Annotated in this window: 16 protein-coding genes and 1 pseudogene; 8 read left to right on the top strand and 9 right to left on the bottom strand. The window is 72.4% G+C overall.

Going from position 1 to position 18,014, the window contains the following annotated elements:
- The first annotated feature begins 7 nt into the window (after window positions 1-7).
- Window positions 8-457, top strand: coding sequence for a VOC family protein (locus ACZ6KO_RS07965; protein ID WP_469301371.1), 450 nt, complete (start codon window positions 8-10; stop codon window positions 455-457).
- A gap of 117 nt (window positions 458-574) precedes the next feature.
- Here ACZ6KO_RS07965 and ACZ6KO_RS07960 read toward each other — a convergent pair whose 3' ends face one another.
- Complete coding sequence (locus ACZ6KO_RS07960) at window positions 575-2,254, bottom strand: hypothetical protein (RefSeq protein ID WP_469301369.1); 1,680 nt, start codon at window positions 2,252-2,254, stop codon at window positions 575-577.
- 123 nt (window positions 2,255-2,377) lie between these two features.
- Window positions 2,378-3,118, bottom strand: coding sequence for an SDR family oxidoreductase (locus ACZ6KO_RS07955; RefSeq protein ID WP_469301367.1), 741 nt, complete (start codon window positions 3,116-3,118; stop codon window positions 2,378-2,380).
- Window positions 3,119-3,232: 114 nt separating this feature from the next.
- On the opposite strand from ACZ6KO_RS07955, the gene ACZ6KO_RS07950 reads away from it, so the two are divergent.
- On the top strand, window positions 3,233-3,715 hold the full coding sequence (locus ACZ6KO_RS07950; RefSeq protein WP_469301364.1) for an RrF2 family transcriptional regulator: 483 nt from the start codon (window positions 3,233-3,235) through the stop codon (window positions 3,713-3,715).
- A 112-nt stretch (window positions 3,716-3,827) separates the two neighbouring features.
- Here ACZ6KO_RS07950 and ACZ6KO_RS07945 read toward each other — a convergent pair whose 3' ends face one another.
- Complete coding sequence (locus tag ACZ6KO_RS07945; protein WP_469301362.1) at window positions 3,828-4,310, bottom strand: GNAT family N-acetyltransferase; 483 nt, start codon at window positions 4,308-4,310, stop codon at window positions 3,828-3,830.
- A gap of 304 nt (window positions 4,311-4,614) precedes the next feature.
- Between ACZ6KO_RS07945 and ACZ6KO_RS07940 the strand changes: the two genes are divergently transcribed.
- Entirely contained in the window at window positions 4,615-5,562 is a 948-nt protein-coding gene (locus tag ACZ6KO_RS07940; protein WP_469301359.1) for a DUF4344 domain-containing metallopeptidase, read from the top strand.
- A gap of 559 nt (window positions 5,563-6,121) precedes the next feature.
- On the opposite strand, the gene ACZ6KO_RS07935 is transcribed toward ACZ6KO_RS07940, so the two are convergent.
- Entirely contained in the window at window positions 6,122-7,189 is a 1,068-nt protein-coding gene (locus tag ACZ6KO_RS07935; protein WP_469301357.1) for a helix-turn-helix transcriptional regulator, read from the bottom strand.
- Window positions 7,190-7,532: 343 nt separating this feature from the next.
- On the opposite strand from ACZ6KO_RS07935, the pseudogene ACZ6KO_RS07930 reads away from it, so the two are divergent.
- Window positions 7,533-9,836 (top strand): annotated as a pseudogene (locus ACZ6KO_RS07930) (WD40 repeat domain-containing protein); the annotation flags it as partial.
- Window positions 9,837-10,115: 279 nt separating this feature from the next.
- On the opposite strand, the gene ACZ6KO_RS07925 reads toward ACZ6KO_RS07930, so the two are convergent.
- The gene (locus tag ACZ6KO_RS07925) at window positions 10,116-11,201 is read right to left on the bottom strand and encodes a DUF5937 family protein (protein WP_469301355.1); all 1,086 of its coding nucleotides are present in this window, start codon (window positions 11,199-11,201) and stop codon (window positions 10,116-10,118) included.
- 99 nt (window positions 11,202-11,300) lie between these two features.
- On the opposite strand from ACZ6KO_RS07925, the gene ACZ6KO_RS07920 reads away from it, so the two are divergent.
- Window positions 11,301-12,536 (top strand): MFS transporter, encoded by a 1,236-nt coding sequence (locus ACZ6KO_RS07920; RefSeq protein ID WP_469301353.1) that lies wholly within the window; start codon window positions 11,301-11,303, stop codon window positions 12,534-12,536.
- A 53-nt stretch (window positions 12,537-12,589) separates the two neighbouring features.
- Entirely contained in the window at window positions 12,590-14,380 is a 1,791-nt protein-coding gene (locus ACZ6KO_RS07915; RefSeq protein ID WP_469301351.1) for an ABC transporter ATP-binding protein, read from the top strand.
- A 64-nt stretch (window positions 14,381-14,444) separates the two neighbouring features.
- Here the strand turns inward: ACZ6KO_RS07915 and ACZ6KO_RS07910 are convergent, their stop codons facing one another.
- Together ACZ6KO_RS07910 and ACZ6KO_RS07905 are read right to left on the bottom strand one after the other, a co-directional pair.
- Window positions 14,445-14,915, bottom strand: a complete 471-nt coding sequence (locus tag ACZ6KO_RS07910; protein WP_469301348.1) for a MarR family transcriptional regulator — start codon at window positions 14,913-14,915, stop codon at window positions 14,445-14,447.
- Between the two features lie 124 nt (window positions 14,916-15,039).
- Complete coding sequence (locus ACZ6KO_RS07905) at window positions 15,040-15,879, bottom strand: SDR family oxidoreductase (RefSeq protein ID WP_469301346.1); 840 nt, start codon at window positions 15,877-15,879, stop codon at window positions 15,040-15,042.
- Between the two features lie 91 nt (window positions 15,880-15,970).
- On the opposite strand from ACZ6KO_RS07905, the gene ACZ6KO_RS07900 reads away from it, so the two are divergent.
- Window positions 15,971-16,354 (top strand): winged helix-turn-helix transcriptional regulator, encoded by a 384-nt coding sequence (locus ACZ6KO_RS07900; protein WP_469301344.1) that lies wholly within the window; start codon window positions 15,971-15,973, stop codon window positions 16,352-16,354.
- Here the strand turns inward: ACZ6KO_RS07900 and ACZ6KO_RS07895 are convergent.
- Complete coding sequence (locus ACZ6KO_RS07895; protein WP_469301342.1) at window positions 16,351-16,998, bottom strand: class I SAM-dependent methyltransferase; 648 nt, start codon at window positions 16,996-16,998, stop codon at window positions 16,351-16,353. The genes ACZ6KO_RS07900 and ACZ6KO_RS07895 overlap by 4 nt on opposite strands.
- Window positions 16,999-17,073: 75 nt before the next feature.
- On the bottom strand, window positions 17,074-17,271 hold the full coding sequence (locus ACZ6KO_RS07890; RefSeq protein ID WP_469301340.1) for a hypothetical protein: 198 nt from the start codon (window positions 17,269-17,271) through the stop codon (window positions 17,074-17,076).
- Between the two features lie 233 nt (window positions 17,272-17,504).
- Between ACZ6KO_RS07890 and ACZ6KO_RS07885 the strand changes: the two genes are divergently transcribed.
- Window positions 17,505-17,936: a VOC family protein gene (locus ACZ6KO_RS07885; RefSeq protein ID WP_469301339.1), complete on the top strand. Its 432-nt coding sequence runs from the start codon at window positions 17,505-17,507 to the stop codon at window positions 17,934-17,936.
- Window positions 17,937-18,014: the final 78 nt, after the last annotated feature.

The following is an 18,014-nucleotide window of genomic DNA, read 5'->3' as shown; positions in this document are numbered from 1 at the left end:
TTCTGCCATGACCAGCGCACGCACGACCGTGCCGACCACCAGGCTCGGCGGCTTCTACCCGGTGCTCGCCACCCGGGACGTGGCGGCCTCCCGCGACTTCTACACCCGCCATTTCGGGTTCGAGGTGACCTTCGAGGCTGACTGGTACGTCAGCCTGCGCCGCCCCGACGCCCCGCAGTACGAACTGGCCCTGCTGGACCACGCGCACGCGACCCTGCCCGAGGGGCACCGGGCCGCGCTCCAGGGCGGCCTGCTGCTGAACTTCGAGGTGGACGACGTGGACCGCGAGTACCGGCGGCTCGTGACGGAGGCCGGCCTGCCCGAACTGCTGTCCCTGCGGACCGAGGACTTCGGCCAGCGGCACTTCATCGTCGCCGCCCCCGACGGTGTACTGATCGACGTCATCACCGTCGTCCCTCCCAGCGAGGAGTACGCCGCCCGGTACACCGATTCCTGATCGCGGTCCGTTCGGACACGGCGAAGGGTTCCGGACACCGCGGGTGCGCGGTGTCCGGAACCCTTTGGCTCGACCGGACGCGGTGGACGGCTCAGGCGTGCGGAGCCGCCGGCCGGGTCAGTTCTTGGCGTAGAAGCCGAAGGTGTCGACGACCAGGTCCGTGGGCTGGTAGCTCATGTTCCAGAAGTCGATGACATTGTTGGCGCCGGAGCTCGCCTGGACCAGGTTCGGGACGGTCTTGCCCGGGGTCCAGTTGAGGTTGGAGGAGTTGGGCGGGGTCGGCAAGGTCTCCCAGCCGCCCTCGTACGCGCTCCACGAGTTCGGGTCCGGGGAGACCGTCAGGAAGCCGGTGCCCGCCGTGTTGGTGACGGTGGCGTTCGTGATGAGGGCGGTGACGTTCGGGTCGCCGCCGCGCACCCGGCCATAGATGTAGGCCCGGCCCTCGAGCGGGCCCTCCGCCTGCGTGCGGGTGTCGAACCAGCGCTGCGGGACACCGCGTACGAGCGCGCTCTCGCTCTCGGGGCTGTAGTAGCCCACGACGTCGACGACCACGTGGGCCCCGGCGCCGGCGCCGTTGCGGACGCTGATCCTGCCGTCGGGGCCGATCGGGACGATGACCGAGTTGGCGATGGTCTGCCCCCGCGTGAAGTTCAGGTTCGACGCGGTCGGGGCCGAACCGCCGGAGGGGAACACGGTCAGGTGGCCGTCGGAATTCGGCTCGGTGACGGTCACGTTGAGGGCGACGGCCTTCGCCGTCGACGGGACGCCCGCGCGGCCGGTGATCTGGGTGCTGAAGATTCCGTGGCCCGGGACCTGGCCCCGGCCCGTGCCGAGGCCTTCGCGGGTGTCGACGACACGGCTCGGGCCGAGCGCGGTGTAGCCGCTGGCCGCGCTCTTGCTGAAGTAGCCGGTGACGTCGGCGATGAGGTCGATCTCCCCGTCGCCGTGGTTGTAGATCTCCACGTGGCCGCTCTCACCGACCGACGCGATCACCATGTTCGGGACGGTCTGCCCCGGAGCGTAGTTGACGTTGGAGGTGGCCGGCCGCTCGGCGCCTTCGGCGTAGACACGGACGTGGCCGGCCTTGGTCGGGTTGGTGACCGTGACGTTCAGGGCCACGGCGGTCACGCCGGCCGGTATCTGCGCGGCTTCGGCCACCTTGAGGCGGGCCGTACCGAAGGCGGGGACCTTGGCCTGGGGCGCGCCGATGCCCTCGCGGGTGTCGAGGAGCCGGGTGGGGGCGTGCGGGGTGAACTCGTTGCCCGCGGTCCGGATCACCGTCTGGTTGGTGCCGCGGACGCCGCCGCCACTGCCGTCGATCAGGGTCACCTTGATCGTGTAGATGCCGGCCTTGGCGTACGTGTGGTTCTCGGTCAGGTTGGTGGGGCCGTTGGCACCCACCTGCACCTGGCTGCCGTCGCCCCACTCGACGAGCACGCCGAGCGCGGTGCCCGGATCGCTGGTGACGGCCAGCTTCAGCTGGACGCCGTGAGCGCTGGTGGACGTGGCCTCGAGCCCGACCGTCGGCTCGGCGGCAGCGGCGCCCTCGGTCTGCTGAGCGGCCCGCTTGCCGGTCCTGGCGGCCGGATGGACCGTCTTGGAAGCAGGACTGCTGGACGTCTCGGCCTGGTACGCCTTGGCCTTGGCCTCGGTCAGGTCGAGGTCGGGAACGGACACCCCCGGACGGTCCGTCACCCTGCTCCCGTCCGGCCCGGCCGCGTGGGCGGCACCCGGAACGAGAGTGACACCCGCCGCGACGGCGGCGGCGGCGGACAGCATGAGTCGGCGATTGCGCACCGGCCCCCCCATTTTCATTTTTGAACGCGATCAGAAGTGAAGCTCCCTCAGGGTACAGAGGTGCGGCGCTTCCCGCGAGGGGGTTGGATCATCGAACCGGCCGCCGCCGCGGCCCGGCCTCCCTCAGCGCGTCGCGCCGAGCCAGTCCCGGTAGGAGGTGGGGGCCCGGCGTGCGTCGGGTCCGGCGGTCAGGACGCCGCCCTCCACGACCGCGAACATGCCCGCCTGTTCGTCGGTGACGACCGGACGGGGGTCCTGCCGGGCCGACAGCGTGAGGCGGCCGAGCTCGTCCAGGGCGAAGACGTCGGGGCCCGCGACCTCGACGGTGCCGTTGAGCGGTGCCCCGGTGGCGACGTCCGCGAGGGCGGCGACCACGTCGGCCGTGGCGATCGGCTGGATGGGGGTGGAGGGCAGCCGTACGGCCTGGTCGTCGGCGGTCCAGGACAGCACCGCGTCCATGAACTCGAAGAACTGGGTGGCGCGGACGATCGAGTACGGGGTGGGCCCCTGCTTGAGGAGGTCCTCCTGGAGCGTCTTCGCCCGGTAGTAGTCCAGCTGCGGCACCCGGTCCACGCCGACGATCGACAGGATGACCTGGTGGCGGACGCCCGCGCGCTCGCCGGCCGCCAGCAGGTTGCCCATCGTGGTGCGGAAGAAGTCGGGGGACGCCTCGTCGAAGGTGGGCGAGTTCGTCACGTTGACGACCGTCTCCGCACCGGTGAGTGCCTGGTCCAGTCCCGTACCGGTGAGCAGGTCGACTCCGCTCGACAGGGACGCGGCGACCGGCTCGTGACCGGCCTCGCGGAGCGTGCGGACGAGCTGGGACCCGATGAGTCCGGTGCCACCCATGACCGTGATCTTCATGACCGTGCCCTTTCGTGCGCGAGGCCGAGGGCGGCCCGCTGCCGCCTCGAACTCGGACAACTCTTGTCCGAGATGTTACTCGGATAAGATGTGTCCGAGTCAAATGGAGGGCGCGTGAAACTGTCCGGTGGCGTGGAGTGGGCGCTGCACTGTTGCGTGGTGCTGACCGCGGCGAGCCAGCCGGTGCCGGCTGCCCGTCTGGCACTGCTGCACGATGTCTCGCCGAGCTACCTGGCCAAGCAGATGCAGGCCCTGTCCCGGGCCGGCCTCGTGACCTCCGTGCAGGGCAAGACGGGCGGGTACGCCCTGACCAGGCCGGCTTCCGAGATCACCGTCCTGGACGTGGTACAGGCCGTGGACGGGGCGGACCCGGCGTTCATATGCACCGAGATCCGGCAGCGCGGCCCGCTCGGCGCCCCGCCCGAGGCATGCACGAAGCCGTGCGGGATCGCCCGCGTGATGGGGGCCGCCGAAGCCGCCTGGAAGGCGTCACTGCGCGGGGTCACCGTCGCCGACCTGGTCGGCTCGGTGGAGCGGGACAACGGCCCCGAGGCCCTGCCGGCCATCGGCGCGTGGCTGGACCCGCCCGCACCGTGAAGGCGGGGCGGGGCGGACGCCCGGCACGGCGGCTCGGGCCGCAGCGGGCGGACGCCGGCCTGGCGGCTCGGGCCGCAGCGGGCGCTCGTCTGCCGAACGGACCGTCTCCTCGTCAGGCCGCGCGCGCCACGGACAGCGCCGCCACGATCTCCTCGTCCTCGTGGTCGCCGGTGGGCGCGAAGCCCAGCGAGGCGTACAGGCGCGCGGCCGGCGTGTTGTCAGGGTGGTAGGAGAGGCGGATCTCGCGACACTCCGGGAGGGCGGCGAGGCGCTGGATCATGGCCCGCATGGTGGCGTGGCCGACTCCCTTCCCCTGCTCGGCGGCGTCGACGATCATGCCGCCGATCCAGTGGGAGCCGTCCTCGTCGTCCCGGGCCCACATGACGTGCCCCACGATCTCGTCGCCCGCACGGACCCCGAGGGAGTTCCAGACCCCACCGCGTGCGGAGAGCAGGAGATAGCGGGCCCCGAGCGCGGCCACGAAACGGCGCTGGTCGTCGGCGGGGGCCACATCGGCGACGTCGCGCCAGTTGTCGTCGGTGATCTCTTCCAGCACCACGCGTCGGCTCTGGTGGTCGGCTATGCCCTGCGTCATGGTTCGTGCGTTTCCCATCGGTGGCTCGCCAATGTCCGTTCACGGCCGACGCTATCGGGCGCCCACCAGGGAATCGAGCCGATTACCCCCTCCGGGCAGGCATGCGGGCGGACCCCGGCTCCATGGGCGGGAGGACGGATACGTCACCCGGTCGGCCACCACATGCGACAAAACACCACAGAACTGTCATTGCGGGCGTATGGCCGGTCGGTCATAATCCGCCTGTCGGGTGCGGGCCCTGCGTGTGAGCGCCCTGGCCGAGGCAGGAGCCAACCGGGTGTCGAGCAGAGGCGGGTGGTCGACCGTGGCGCGGACCATTGCGGCGGGGGCGCTGCTCGCCCTCGGTATGGCGGCCGGTCTCGCCGTCGTTTCGTGGACCGGCAGTGGCGACACGGACGAGGGTGACGGCGAGGGCAGGGTCACGATCGTCTACGAGGACGATGCCATCGCGCCGCAGGACCGGCGGGCCGTCGATGCGATCCGGAAGTCCCGCGTGCTCGAGAAGACGGCCGACTGGGTGAACTCGTCGGTCGCCCTCCCGCACGACCTGGTCGTGAAGGTCACCGGGAAGGTCCCGCCGGGAGTGACGGACGCGGTCACCCAGCCCGACGGCAGGACGATCTACATCCCGCCCCGGTTCCTGACGCAGATCCAGGAGGTCTCCGGCGACGTGGCCAAGACCGTGAAGCGGCCCGCCCTGTTCCCCGCGGACAAGTTCAACGCCGACGACCTGACCGCACTGTCGACCCGGTTCATCTTCGGCCACGAGCTGGGCCACGCCCTGCAGCGCCAGCTCCAACTGCCCAACCTCGGGCTGGAGGAGGACGCCGCCGACGGTTTCGCGTCGTTCCACACCGTCAACGAGGCCGGCCCCGACCCCTCGCTGGCGGCCGCGATGATCTTCGATGCCATCGCCCGCGCAGAGGGCGAGCTGACGCTCGAAGGGCTCTCGAGCGATCACCCCGTCACCCAGCAGCGGGTGTTCAACTTCCTCTGCTATCTCGACGGCAGCGACCCGAAGAAGTTCGACGGACCACTGGTCGGGGACGGTTACCTGCCCAAAACCCGCGCTCCGCTGTGCCCCCAGGCATGGGCGATGCTGGACCACGGCTGGTGGACCCAGCTCCAGCCGCACTGGCGCGAGGGGTTCAAGGCGCAGGGCGACCAGCGTCAGAAGGAGGCGCGGGCCCGGCTGATCGCGGAGACGAAGGCCTTCGAGGAGAAGCTGGACAGGATCCGCAGCGGTCAATGAGGCGCATCGATCCATACGCCGGGGACTGAACCCTGAGACGGTCTACGGCCGCCCCGCGCGCGGCGTCGGCCGACATGGCGTCAGCAGACGGACCGATAGGGCAGGTCGGGCACGTTCTGCTGCCACTGCGCGCGCGTGAGTCCCGGCCGACCCGCTCGCACAGTGCGCTCGCCACGGCTTCCGGTTCGAGGTCGAAGACCCGGTGCGGGCGGTACGAGGAGGCTGACGCCGACGATCGCGGCCAGGGTCTGGCCGTCCCTGGAGAAGCGCGCCCAGGCGACCAGGCCCGGCCGGCGGGCCACGGCCGGCGGGCCACGGCCGCCCGACGGGGCGCCTCCAGGAACATGTCCTCCAGCCGGCTCGCCCGACGCGCTGTGCGGCGAGGACCTCCTTGGCGAACCGCCCCGCGATGTCGGCTCCGGATCCTCGGCGGTGAGCAACTCGGCCACGGCTCCCCCGGTTTCGGCATCCCCCGCTGCGCGCGCGGAGGCTACCAGGCGAGGGGGCCACGGAGGAGGGTCGGCCGGGGCCGCGGCCCCGGCCCCGGCCCCGGCCCCGGTCAGCAGGTCAGCGCGGCGATGAGTTCGTCGCGGCCGTCGGCGCCCGTTTTGCGGAACAGGGCCTTGAGGTGGTCGTTGACCGTGTGCGCGGACAGGTCGAGACGCCGGGCGATCTGTCGCACGGGGGCGCCGGTGCGCAGCTCGCGGAGCGTGTCGCGCTCGCGGGGTGTGATGCCGTACCAGGCGCAGAACGACGGCGTGACGAGGTCGGCGACCGCACCCTGGAGGACCAGGGCGACGTCTCCGGCCGCGTCCGCGTCGAGCGGCTGGCCCTGGAGCGTCATCCACCGCCCGCACACGACCGGTGGGGCGCACACCAGGGGAAACCAGGCGTCCGTGTCCCGGGCACGGGATCGCGCGGCGAGGGAGAGGGCGACGAGGAACGCGTCGGGCACCCAGGCCGGGAACGCGTGCCCGTTCCGCCCGGACAACTGGTCCAGCCAGTCCCGGGCCTGGGGGCTGACCGCCCTGATCCGGTGGTCGGGGCCCACCGTGACCACTCCGGCGGGAGGCGCGGGGGCCGTGGGGACGAGCGGGCCGGCGGTCGCGTAGCGGCGTACGGCGGCGACGACCGCCGGTGCGAGGCGGGCTGCCCGCCGGGCGTCGTCCTGGCCGAACGGGCAGGCGCCGGCGCAGCGCAGCAGTCCGAGCGCACCCCAGACGCCGTACCTGTCCCGCAGGAGCAGTCTCAGCTCGGATCCCGCCCCGTACGCGGTGAGGATCTGCCGCACCCGCGGGTCGAACGGTTCCTCGTCCGGCGGGCCCACGACGGCGGCCGGGGTGGCGGCCCCGGCGAGGGCGGCCGGCCGGCACGGATCGCCGCCCTCGTAGCGGTGCATGATCAGATCGGTGGCCAGGGACGGCTCGTACTCGTGCCAGAAACTGAAGCATCCCAGGCCGAGTCCCGTCGCCGGATCGGTGGCCACCAGGCTGAGCCCGTCGTGGGGCAGGAGGGGAGCGAGCACCCGGGAGATCCCGGCCCCCGTCTGGCGGGGACCCGCATTCTGACTGGCGGCGGCGTACAGATCGTGCGCCAGCCGCCGCGCGTCGAAGAACGTGAGGACCACGAACCCCCATTATCGCGGTGTGGCCGGGTCACCGCACCTGGACGTCGCGGCCGGCGGCAAGGGGGCGTCGGCGGTGTCCGTCCGAGCGAGCCGGGGGTGTGTCCCGAGGCAAAGCCTGCTCGGTCCCGACCCCGGCCGCCCCGTGGGGACGTGATGTCAGAGCGGGCGTCTAGTGCCGTGGCCGGAAAGGTTTGCCGGGTCGCGGTTTCCGGTGCGGTGCATCGCAAGGCGGAGGGCCGCGGCTCGTACTGGACGTACTTGCGTGGTCCGACAACGCGGCGAGGTGCCGTGCCGGGGGCCGTGACACGGTGAACCTTTCCGGTCACGGCACTAGCCTCGGGGCATGTCTGAGAATTCCGAACGCGCGTCCCGGTCCCGGTCCGCCGCCGTGTGGACGGCGGACTGGGTGAGCGGGCCCGTCCCGCCGGACCACCGGCTGGTCCGCACCCTGACGGGTCATGACGGCCCGGTGACTGCGGTCGCCACCGCGCACCTCGACGGACGGTCCGTCGCGGTCTCCGGCAGCCGGGACACCACCGTGCGGATCTGGGACCTGGCGACGGGCGCGCCACTGCACGCCCCCCTCGCGGGCCGCACCGACCCCGTGTCGTCGGTGACCTCCGAAGTGCGGTCCGTGGCCACGGCGGTGGCCGACGGGAAGGTCGTCGCGTTCACGCTGCACGCCGACGGGGCGGTGCTCGTGTGGGACCTGGCGGCCGGCCGCGAGGCCGGTGAGGTTGTCAGGGTGCTGGAGGACACCGTCCTGGAGGGGCACCGTGTCGTCCTCACCGTGGGTGCCGACCGCACGCTGCGCGTCGGCGACCCGCTGAGCCGCAGGCAGGTCGCCGCGTTCCCGTCGGCGGTCGACGTCGCGGCCCTGGACGACGGCCTCCGGGTCGTCGTCACCGTCGACGACACGGACACCGACGGGACCGTGGGCGTGTGGGACCTGGCCACCGGCCGCCAACTGGCGCGTGCCCTGCGGGTGGTGCAGGCCGTCGTCCTCGACGGGCGCCTGCTCGCCCTCACCGCCGGTGTGGACGGCCTGCCTCCGGGCGGGTGGGACCTGGCCACCGGCCGGCCGCTGGGGACCGCCCCGTCCGCCCCGGACCTGGACCGGGCCGTGGAGGCGCCCGGTGTGTCGGTGCTCACCGTGGTGCGGGGCAGGGCGGTCGCCTTCGGACTCGAGGACGAGGGCCCGCAGTTCATCGGGGCCCTGACCGGTGTCCGCGGGGACGGCGCCTGGGCCCGGTCGCGTGAGACCGTCGAATCGGCGGGGCGGACACTGGCCCTCGTCAGCGGATCGGACGGGGCCCTGGCCGTCTGGGACCTGACGAGCGGCGGCCGCCGTCCTGACGGCACGCGCGTGATCTGGAGCACCGGCCTGCCCTCGAACCGGCCCTCCCGGTGCCCTGTGGACTCCCCGTCCTTCTCGGCTTCCCCGGCCACCGTGGACTCCCCGGCCTCCGTGGACTCTCCGTCCCCCTCGGCTTCCCCGGCCACCGGTCCGGCGGAGCGGACGCCTCTGTGGCGCCGGATATCCGACCGCGTCAACGGCTGGTCGGGCAGCGCGGCCGCGATCGTCACCGGGGCCGCGGCCGAGGAGCCCGCGATCGTCCTCACCGCCACAAAGGACGGCACGGTGGCGGTGCGGGACGCGGCCGGCGGCCCGGCCGGGGCCGGTGCGCTGACCGGTCACCCCGACCGCGCCTGGGCCCTCGACGGCACGGTCGGCACGGTGACGGACGGACTCCCCCGCGCGGTCACCGCCGGCCTCGACGGCACCGTACGGATATGGGACCTGGCCACCGGGCGGCAGCAGGGCGAACCGCTGACCGGCCACGAGGGCCGGGTCTGGGACGTGGCGACGACCGTGCTGAACGAGCGGCCCGCCGCCGTCACCGCGGGCGCCGACGGCACCGTACGCGTCTGGGACATCGGCGACGCACCACAGCCGCGGCACCCGGAGTGGGAGGCGAAGCCGGAGCCGGAGGTGAGGGCCGGTCACGGCCGGCCCGTCGTGTCGGTCGCGACGGCCGTGCTCGACGGGCGTGTTCTCGCCGTCACCGCCGACGCCGACCACACCGTGCGCACCTGGGACCTGGCCACCGGCCGGCCGGTCACCGCCCCCGTGACCGGCCCCGAGGGCGAGCCCGCCGCCCTCGCGACGGCTGTGGTGGACGGGCGGTCCGTCATCGTCTCCGCCGGTCCGGGCGGCGCGTTGCACGTCCTCGATCCGGCCGGCGGGGAACACCGGCGCGGTCCTCTTCTCACCCACCACGACCGGGTACTGGCCCTGGCCACCGCGATCGTCGACGGCCGCCCCGTCGCCGTCACGGCCGGCAGCGACCGCACGCCGGCCGTCTGGGACCTCGCCACCGGGCAGCGGATCGGCGAGCCCCTCACCGGTCACTCCAGCCGGGTCACCGCCGTCACGACGACCGTCGTGGGGGGACGCCCCGTCGCCGTCACGGGCAGCTGGGACAAGACGGTACGACTGTGGGACCTCGGCGCGGGCCGACAGCTCGGCGAACCGCTGACCGGCCATACAGACTGGGTGACGGCCGTGACGGCCGTGACGGCCCTGACCGCCACGGAGCCGGACGGGCCCGCCCGGGCGCTCAGCAGGAGCCGGGACGGGAGCGTCCGGCTGTGGGACCTCGTGGCCATGACCCAGATCGGCGAGGCGCACACCGGCGCCACGGGCTCACACGGCGCCCTCGCCCTGGTCGTCCGGGACGGCCGGCCGGTCGCGGCCGTCGGCCACGGGCAGACCCTGGAGTTCTGGGACCTCACCACCGGGTGCAGGGCCGGCGAGGACCACCCGCTCCCCCTGCCCGTGCGCGCGCTCACGTCCGCCCCGGGCGGTCGGCTCGTCGTCGCCTTCGGCCCGGACGTCGCGGTGCTCCGCCCGCCGGCTCACGCCTCAGCGCTGTACGGCCGCCAAGAGGTCGGAGCCCAGCGCCGTCAGGTCGGTCACGTTGAGGGAGTAGCGGACGTAACGGCCGTGCCGACGGGCTGTGAGCAGGCCCGCGCGGCGCAGGACGGCGAGGTGGCGGGAGACCTCCGGGGCTGAGAGTCCCCAGGTGTGGGCCAGTTCCCTGGGGGTGTGCGGGCCGCGGGCGAGGGTACGCAGCAACCGCAGCCGGACCGGGTGTGCGAGTGCCTCCAACCGGAGGGTGACCGTGTCGAGCGACACCGGCTCCGTCGGGCCCGGCTCCGCCACGGGGTACTGCACCACCGGCTGCCAGCCGGGCGTGTGGACGGCCACCAGGTGCGGGCGGCCGAAGACGGTGGGGATGAAGGTGACGCCGCTGCCGTGTGCGGAGGTCGCCTTGTCCTGCAGCTTGTCCACGATGATGCAGTCGCCGTCCGGGGTCAGGGTGACCGCGCGGGAGACCGATGCCAGTGCCGCCTCGAGGCCCTGATGCCTGAGCAGGTCGTTCTTCAGCCGCAGGTCGGTGGCCAGGTGCACGGAGATGCCCGCCCAGGCGGCGTCGAAGAAGGCCTCGGCGCACTGTTCAAGGGTCTCGCGCACCCGCGCCCGGACGGTGGCCGGGTCCGTGAGCAGCCGTTCCGCGAAGGCCTCTTGCCGCCCGCCGCGGGCCTGGGCCAGGTCGAGGGCCCGCCGCCGCGCGGTCGCGTCGGTGAGCGGGGACCGCGCGGCGAAGGGGCCCGTGCCGCCGCCGCACGTGGTGACGAGCGCGGCGGTCACGTACGTCGCGTCGTCGATCCGGTCCACGTCGTCGAGTTCCTCGGCGAGGGTCGGCCGGGGCCGGGCCGGTATCAGGAAGTCCGCTTGCGAGGAACGCCAGAGGAACTCCGCCTCCCGCAGCCGCTCCGCCAGCTCCGGCCGCAGCCCGGACCAGATGCCGGCGGCCCGGTCGGCGAACTGAGGGTGGTGCCCGGGTTCGGCCAGCACGTGCAGCATCGCGGTCAGTTCGGCCAGCGGGGAGGCGGCGAACCGCACGCGCCCGGACGGCAGCCCACTGATGTCGATCCTCAACGTCACCCCCTCATGATCGCCGACCGGACGGCCGGGGGCGGCGTCGGTTGACGGACATCGTCAACCGACGTGGCCGAGCGAGCGGCCGCACGCACCGTTTGCGCCATGGCAACCCTCACCAAGATCCAGCCCCGCGCCCTCGTCCGCGCCTGCGGAGGCCCCCGCTACGCCGTCGCCCTGGTCGTGGACGCGCTCGGCACCGGCCTGCTGCGGCCCTTCCTCTTGCTCTACGGGGTGATGGTGCTGGACCTCTCCGCTCCCGTCACCGGCATCGCGATGTCCGTCGGCATCGTCGCGGGCCTGCTGTGCACGCCGGCGGTGGGCATCTGGCTGGACCGGGGAGCACGCAGCTCGGTCGTCACGGCGTCGATGCTGGTACGTGTCCTCGGCGTGGCCGTCCTGCTGCTCACCCCGGCGGGCCACGTCTGGCTGTTCGGGACGGCGGCGCTCTTCCTCGGGATCGGCAACCAGGCGTGGCCCGCCGCCCACGCCGCCCTCGTGGCCACGGTCGCCCACGGCCGGGAACGCGACACCGCTCTCGCGGCGGGCCGTGCGCTGCGCAATGCCGGCCTGGGCGTGGGCGCGCTCCTCGCCACCGCGTGCCTGGCGGGCGGCGCCGGCGCACTCCAGGCCCTGGCCGCCGTCACCGGGCTCGCGTATCTCGTCGCCGCGGCGCTGGCGTGGTCGGTCCGCCTGCGCGCGGCCCTAACCCGGGACGGGGACGGGGAGGGAGACGGGGACGGCGGGCCCGCGCCCCGGATGCGTGCGCTGCTGGCCGCCAACGTGGTGTACGTCTTCTGCCTCAACGTCCCCGAAATCGCGCTCCCGCTGGTCCTGGTGACGCAGCTACACGCCTCCCCGGTCTGGTCGGCGGCCATCTTCGTGGCCAACACGGTGCTGGTGGTCACCCTGCAGGTCCCGGTCACCCTGCTGATGTCGCGCTTCCCCCGCCGGCGCGTGCTGGCGCTCGCCGGCGTCGTGCTCACCGCCTCCTACGTCGGCTTCCTCGCGGCCACCTCACTGGGCCAGGGCTGGGGTGCCCCGGCCGTCGCCGCCGTGTCCGTGCTGTGCACGATCGGCGAGATCGTCTACGCCGGCAGTGCCACCGCGCTCGTCACCGTCCTGGCCCCGGCTCACGCGATGGGACGGACCCTGGCCCGGTTCGAGCTGTCCACGGGTTTCGGCCTCGCCGTCTCACCGGCGGTCATCACCGCACTCGCACCCCACGGCCCGGCCGCTCTCTGGGGCAGCCTGGCCGCCGCGACGCTCCTCTCCGCCGGCGCCGTGGCCGCCGAGAAGGACCGGGGGCGGGCCGCCGTACCCGTCAGGTCATCCGCATGACGGTTGCTCCGCCGGCCGTCAGGCAGACCGGTCCGTTTCGCGTCCTCACCCTCATGAGTACCGACACCCCTGCCCTTTCCCCTGCCTCTTCCCCATCCCCATCCCCATCCCCAGCCGTACCCGCACGTGAGGTCTGGCGCGCGCTGTACGCACATTTCCGGCCGCACCGCTGGGCGGTTGCCCTCGGCGCCCTCTTCGCGCTGGTCGGCACCGTCGGCGGCCTCGCGCAGCCGCTGGCCGCGAAAGAGCTCGTGGAGCGGCTCGGCGAGGACCGGTCGATCGCCGGGATCCTGCTCCTGCTGACCGCCCTCGTCGTCTTCGCCACGGCCGTCGAATCGCTCGGCGCCTACGTGCTCGAGCGGACGGCCGAGTCCGTCGTGCTCGCCGCCCGCCGGACGCTGATCGGCCGCCTGCTGCGGCTGCGGCTGCCCGAGTTGGAGAAGACCCAGCCGGGCGACCTGATGTCCCGCGTCACCTCCGACACGACCCTGCTGCGCGCCGTCACCACCCAGTCCGTGGTCTCCGCCGCGACCGGCGGCCTCGCCTTCGTGGCGACCCTGGCGATGATGGCCTGGATGGATCCCGTCCTGTTCGGGGTCACCCTGGGGGTGATCGTGCTGATCGGCAGCGCGTTCGCCCTCGTGATGCCGAGGATCTCCCGGGCGACCCAGCGCTCGCAGGAGGCGGTCGGTGAGATCTCCACCGTCCTGGAACGGGCCTTCGGGGCCTTCCGTACGATCAAGGCGTCCGGCGCCGAGGAGCGGGAGACCGCGGTCGTGACGGCGGCGGCGAAGGAGGCCTGGCGGCACGGGGTCCGCTCGGCCAAGTGGCAGTCGGTGGCCGGGTCCTCGATCGGTCTGGCCGTGCAGGTGTCGTTCCTCGCGGTGCTCGGCATCGGCGGTGCCCGGGTCGCGTCCGGGGCGATACCCGTCTCCTCCCTCATCGCCTTCCTGCTCTTCCTCTTCTATCTGATCGAGCCCGTCTCCAAACTGGTCGACGCGGCCACGCAGTACCAGGTGGGCTCGGCGGCGATCGGCCGCATCCTGGAGGCCGAGCGGCTGGAGACGGAGGAGCTGGGTGCCCCTGCGGCGGGTGAGGCCGAAAGCCGCCCCGCCTCCGTCGTCTTCGAGGACGTTTCCTTCCGCTACCGCGACGACCTCCCCGACGTCCACGCCGGGGTCTCCTTCACCGTGCCGGGCGCCGGGATGACCGCCTTCGTCGGCCCCTCGGGCGCCGGCAAGACGACCGTGTTCGGGCTGATCGAGCGGTTCTACGAGCCGGGCGGCGGCCGGGTCCTCATCGACGGCAAGGACGTGCGGGACTGGTCGCTGCCCGACCTGCGGGCGGCGATCGGGTACGTGGAGCAGGACGCCCCCGTCCTGTCGGGGACGCTGCGCGAGAACCTGGTGTTCGCCGCGCCGAAGGCGACCGAGGAGGAGATCCGGCAGGTGCTCGTGCGGGCCAGGCTGGACGCGCTGGTCGAGCGGCTGCCGGAGGGCCTGGAGACCGTCGTCGGGCATCGCGGCTCCAAACTGTCGGGCGGGGAGCGGCAGCGCGTGGCGATCGCCCGCGCGCTGTTGCGCAAGCCCCGGCTGCTGCTCCTGGACGAGGCGACCTCGCAGCTGGACGCGGTGAACGAGCTGGCGCTGCGGGACGTGGTCGCCGAGGTGGCCCGTGAGGTGACGGTCCTGGTCGTGGCGCACCGGCTGTCGACGGTGACGCTGGCGGACCGGATCGTGGTGATGGAGGAGGGCAGGGTGCGGGCGGTGGGCACCCACAAGGACCTGGTGGCGCGCGACGAACTGTACGGCGAGCTCGCGGCGACGCAGTTCCTGTCCCTGTAGGGCGCACCGCACCGGTGCCCCGCACCTGGGCCCGGGACCGGGCCCAGGCCCGGGCGCGGGGCACCTACCGCGGAAGGGTGCCCTGGACGTTCTGCATCATCTGCCCGAGGACCTTCAGGGCTGTGACGTAGTCCGCGTCGTCGATTCCGTCGTGGATGGCGGCACGTATCGCCGGTGCGTGCTTTCCGAGCTCGACGCGTGCCGTCTCTCCCGCCTCGGTGATCCACAGGCGGCCGTCGTCGTCCCGGGCGAGCCAGCCGCGCTCCAGCAGCACCTTCGACTCCGACTCCAGGTCGTCCTCGGGCCTGAGGTAGCTGCTCATGGCTTCACGGAGCGCCGCCACCGTGCGGCCCTGCCCGTCGGGTGACAGGTCCTTGTCCGACAGGTTGCGCAGCAGCCAGAACTGGGGCTGGGTGTACCCGTGCTCGGCCTGGCGCGCGCGGGTGAAGGCGATCAGGGCCTCGTAGGCCATACCGGTCCAGTACGCGGCGGGCTGAGCGGCGAGCTGCTGGTCGGTCAGGTTCGACATGGTCATGGCTGCCTCCTGTTGATCACTGGTGAGGTGACCGTATGACCTCAACTCAACTTGAGGTCAAGGAGAAACACCCGGTTGCGCTCCCCAACGGGGCGCGGGCCACGGCCCGCAGGGGCCGGTCGTCTCAGCGGAACGCGTCGACGTTGCGGACGGCCCAGTCGGCGAACGGGCGCGGGGCACGGCCGAGGACCCGCTGGACGTCCGGACTGATGCACTGTTCGGCCGGGCTCGGGGAACCGAGGATGTCCAAGGTGTCCTCGGCGAGTTCGGCCGGCATGCTCTGGGTCATGGCGGCCTTGGCCTCGTCGCGGGAGAGGTCGTGGAACCGGACGGGCTCGCCCAGCGCGGCGGCGATGGCCTCCGCCTGCCGGCGGGGCGTGATGACCTCGGGGCCGGTCAACTCGTACACGCCGCCGGCGTGTCGGTTATCGAGCAGGCAGGCCGCCGCGACCTCGGCGATGTCCGCCGGGTCGATGATCGGCACCCCGACGTCGCCGAAGGGCGCGGCGACGGTCCGCCGCGCACGGATGGAACCGGCCCACCACAGGGCGTTGGACGCGAATCCGCCCGGCCGCAGGACGGCCCACTCCATGCCGGACTCCCGAGTTGCGTCCTCCACCGCGCGCAGCGCGATCCGCGTCGGGCCGAAGGGCCTGGTCGCCACGCCCTGCGAGGAGAGCAGGACGACCCGGCGGACGCCGCTGTCGGCGGCCTCGGCGATGATCTCCGCCGGCCTGGCTCCGGCGGCGTGCATGTCGCCGGACAGCAGCACGAAGAGGGCCTTCGCCCCGGCGAGTACGGGCCGCAGACCGGCCGGGTCGGCCAGGTCCGCCACCACGTGACGCACACCGTCCGGCATCGCCGCCGCGTGCCGCGACACCGCGGTCACCTGCCGACCCGCCTCGGCCAGCGTCCGCGTCAACGGCCGTCCCACATTCCCGGTAGCCCCGGTCACCACGATCATGTTCACTCCCAGTCCGGTGTTCCTGTGCGGTCTTCACGCTAGGAACCGGGCTAACTTCTGGTAAGTACATACCCAGAGGTAAGCTCCTCACATGGTGGGAGGCTCGCAGTTCACACAGGGTCGGACGGGGAAGGGGTATGAGGTGTTTCACACCGACTGCCCCGCGCGCAATGTGGTCGACCACGTGACCAGCAGGTGGGGCATCTGGGTATTGATCTCCTTGCGGAGCAATGACCTTCGTTTCTACGAGCTGCGCGAGAGCATCCACGGCATCAGCGAGAAGATGCTCGCGCAGACCCTGCGCGTACTGGCCCAGGACGGCCTGGTCTGGCGGAGGGTCGAGCCGACCACGCCACCCCAGGTCACCTACGGGCTGACCGAGTTCGGCCGGGACGTGGGCGAGCCGCTGGAAGAGCTCTTCGGCCGGATCACGCGGCGGCTGTCGCCGGACGAGGCGACAGGCCGTCCGGACTAGGCTGTGCGGGCGAGCAGTTGAACCTCCTTGAACTGCCGCCGGTCGGTGGGCTGGGGCTCGCGGACCAGCCGGGCCACCTCGGCCAGCCCGGACGCGCGCAGCAGGGCGGCGAGGTGGTCGGGCCACCATCGATAGGCCGGCGCGACCGCGTGATCGTAGAGCTGTGTCGGGTGCAACGCATCACCGCTTGCCGAGAAGCCGAGCAGAAGGTGGCCGCCGGGCGCCAATACGCGATGGAACTCCGCCAGGACGGCGGGGAGTTCCGGGGGCGGGGTGTGGATGATGGACCACCGTGACAGTACGCCGCCCAGCGCGCCGTCGGCGATGTCCAACGCGGCCATCGAGCCCACCTCGAAGCGCAGACCGGGATAGGCGTGCCGAGCCAAGGCGATCATCGCGGGAGAGGCATCGACACCGAACGCCGCCAGCCCCAACTCGTCCAGGTGGGCGGTGACATGGCCGGGCCCGCACCCCAGGTCCGCGACCTGGCCGTCCCCACTTGTACGGACGGCCTCGGCGAAAGCGCCCAGGATCGCGCGGTCCAGGGGACTGTCACGCAGCGTGTCGCGGAACATCTGCGCATAGGTGGCGGCGGCAGCGTCATAGGCCTCGCGGGTGGCACCGAGGGCATCGTGATCGACCATGCCCACGACAGTACTTCGTGGCCCCGACGGCGGACGCCGACCTCGGCAGCCGGCCATCCGGTCGAGGCTTCCCGGTCAACGCACCGGGTGAGGCCAAGGACCGTCCGGTACCAGGGCAGCGAGAACGGACATCAATGCCGGCGGTTCGATTCGATCCGCCAACGTGTTCAGGTCCGACCACGCGACCCAGGCGTGTTCGTGGAGATTGACCTGCTCGTCGGGGAGGAGGCCGGTCGGACTCAACGTCGGCCGCTCCTCGGCGAAATGGGCCACGAAGAAATCCTCCGGCCCGACGTAATACGCCTAAGGGCTGTCCCGTAACTGATCTTTGGCACGCGAGTGGTCGGCTGAGATCGGATCCTGGGTCCCACCCTTTGGAGAGGCGCCGACCTCGGTTCACCCCTGTCACCGCACGACACAGCAGCGGATGGCAGGGGCCGTCCTCCCGGCAACGTGTGGATCCACCCGCCCGGGGAGATGAGCAGGGCCCCTGTTATCGTGCGCCGATGTCAACGATCAAGCAGTTCCAAGTGACCTTCGACTGCGCGGAACCTGCGCGCCTCGCCGCCTTCTGGTGCGAGGTGCTGGGGTACGTCGTACCGACAGTCCCGGAGGGCTTCGGCACGTGGGAGGAGTACCACCACTCGCTGCCGCCTGAGGACGAAGTCTACCTCGCGTGCACTGATCCCTCGGGTGTGGGCCCGCGCGTGCTCTTCCAGCGCGTTCCCGAAGGCAAGGTCGTCAAGAACCGGGTGCATCTTGATGTGCGGGTCGGCACAGGGCTCGTGGGTGACGAGCGCCTGGCCACACTCGAGGCCGAATGCGCACGGCTGATGGCGCTCGGCGCGAAACACGTGCTGACGCAGCGCGCCGATGGCGTCAACGAGTCGTGCATCACGATGCAGGACATCGAGGGCAACGAGTTCTGCCTCGACTGATTCTCCTCCGAGACTGCGAGGGGGGGAGCCGTCTCCCGGGGACCTCTCAGGTCTCGTATGCGGCAGAAGCCATCCCGT

It is taken from the genome of Streptomyces sp. NPDC042102 (assembly GCF_055582305.1).
The sequence above is the reverse complement of the archived record's forward strand: the minus strand, read 5'-3'. Positions and strand labels throughout refer to the sequence as shown.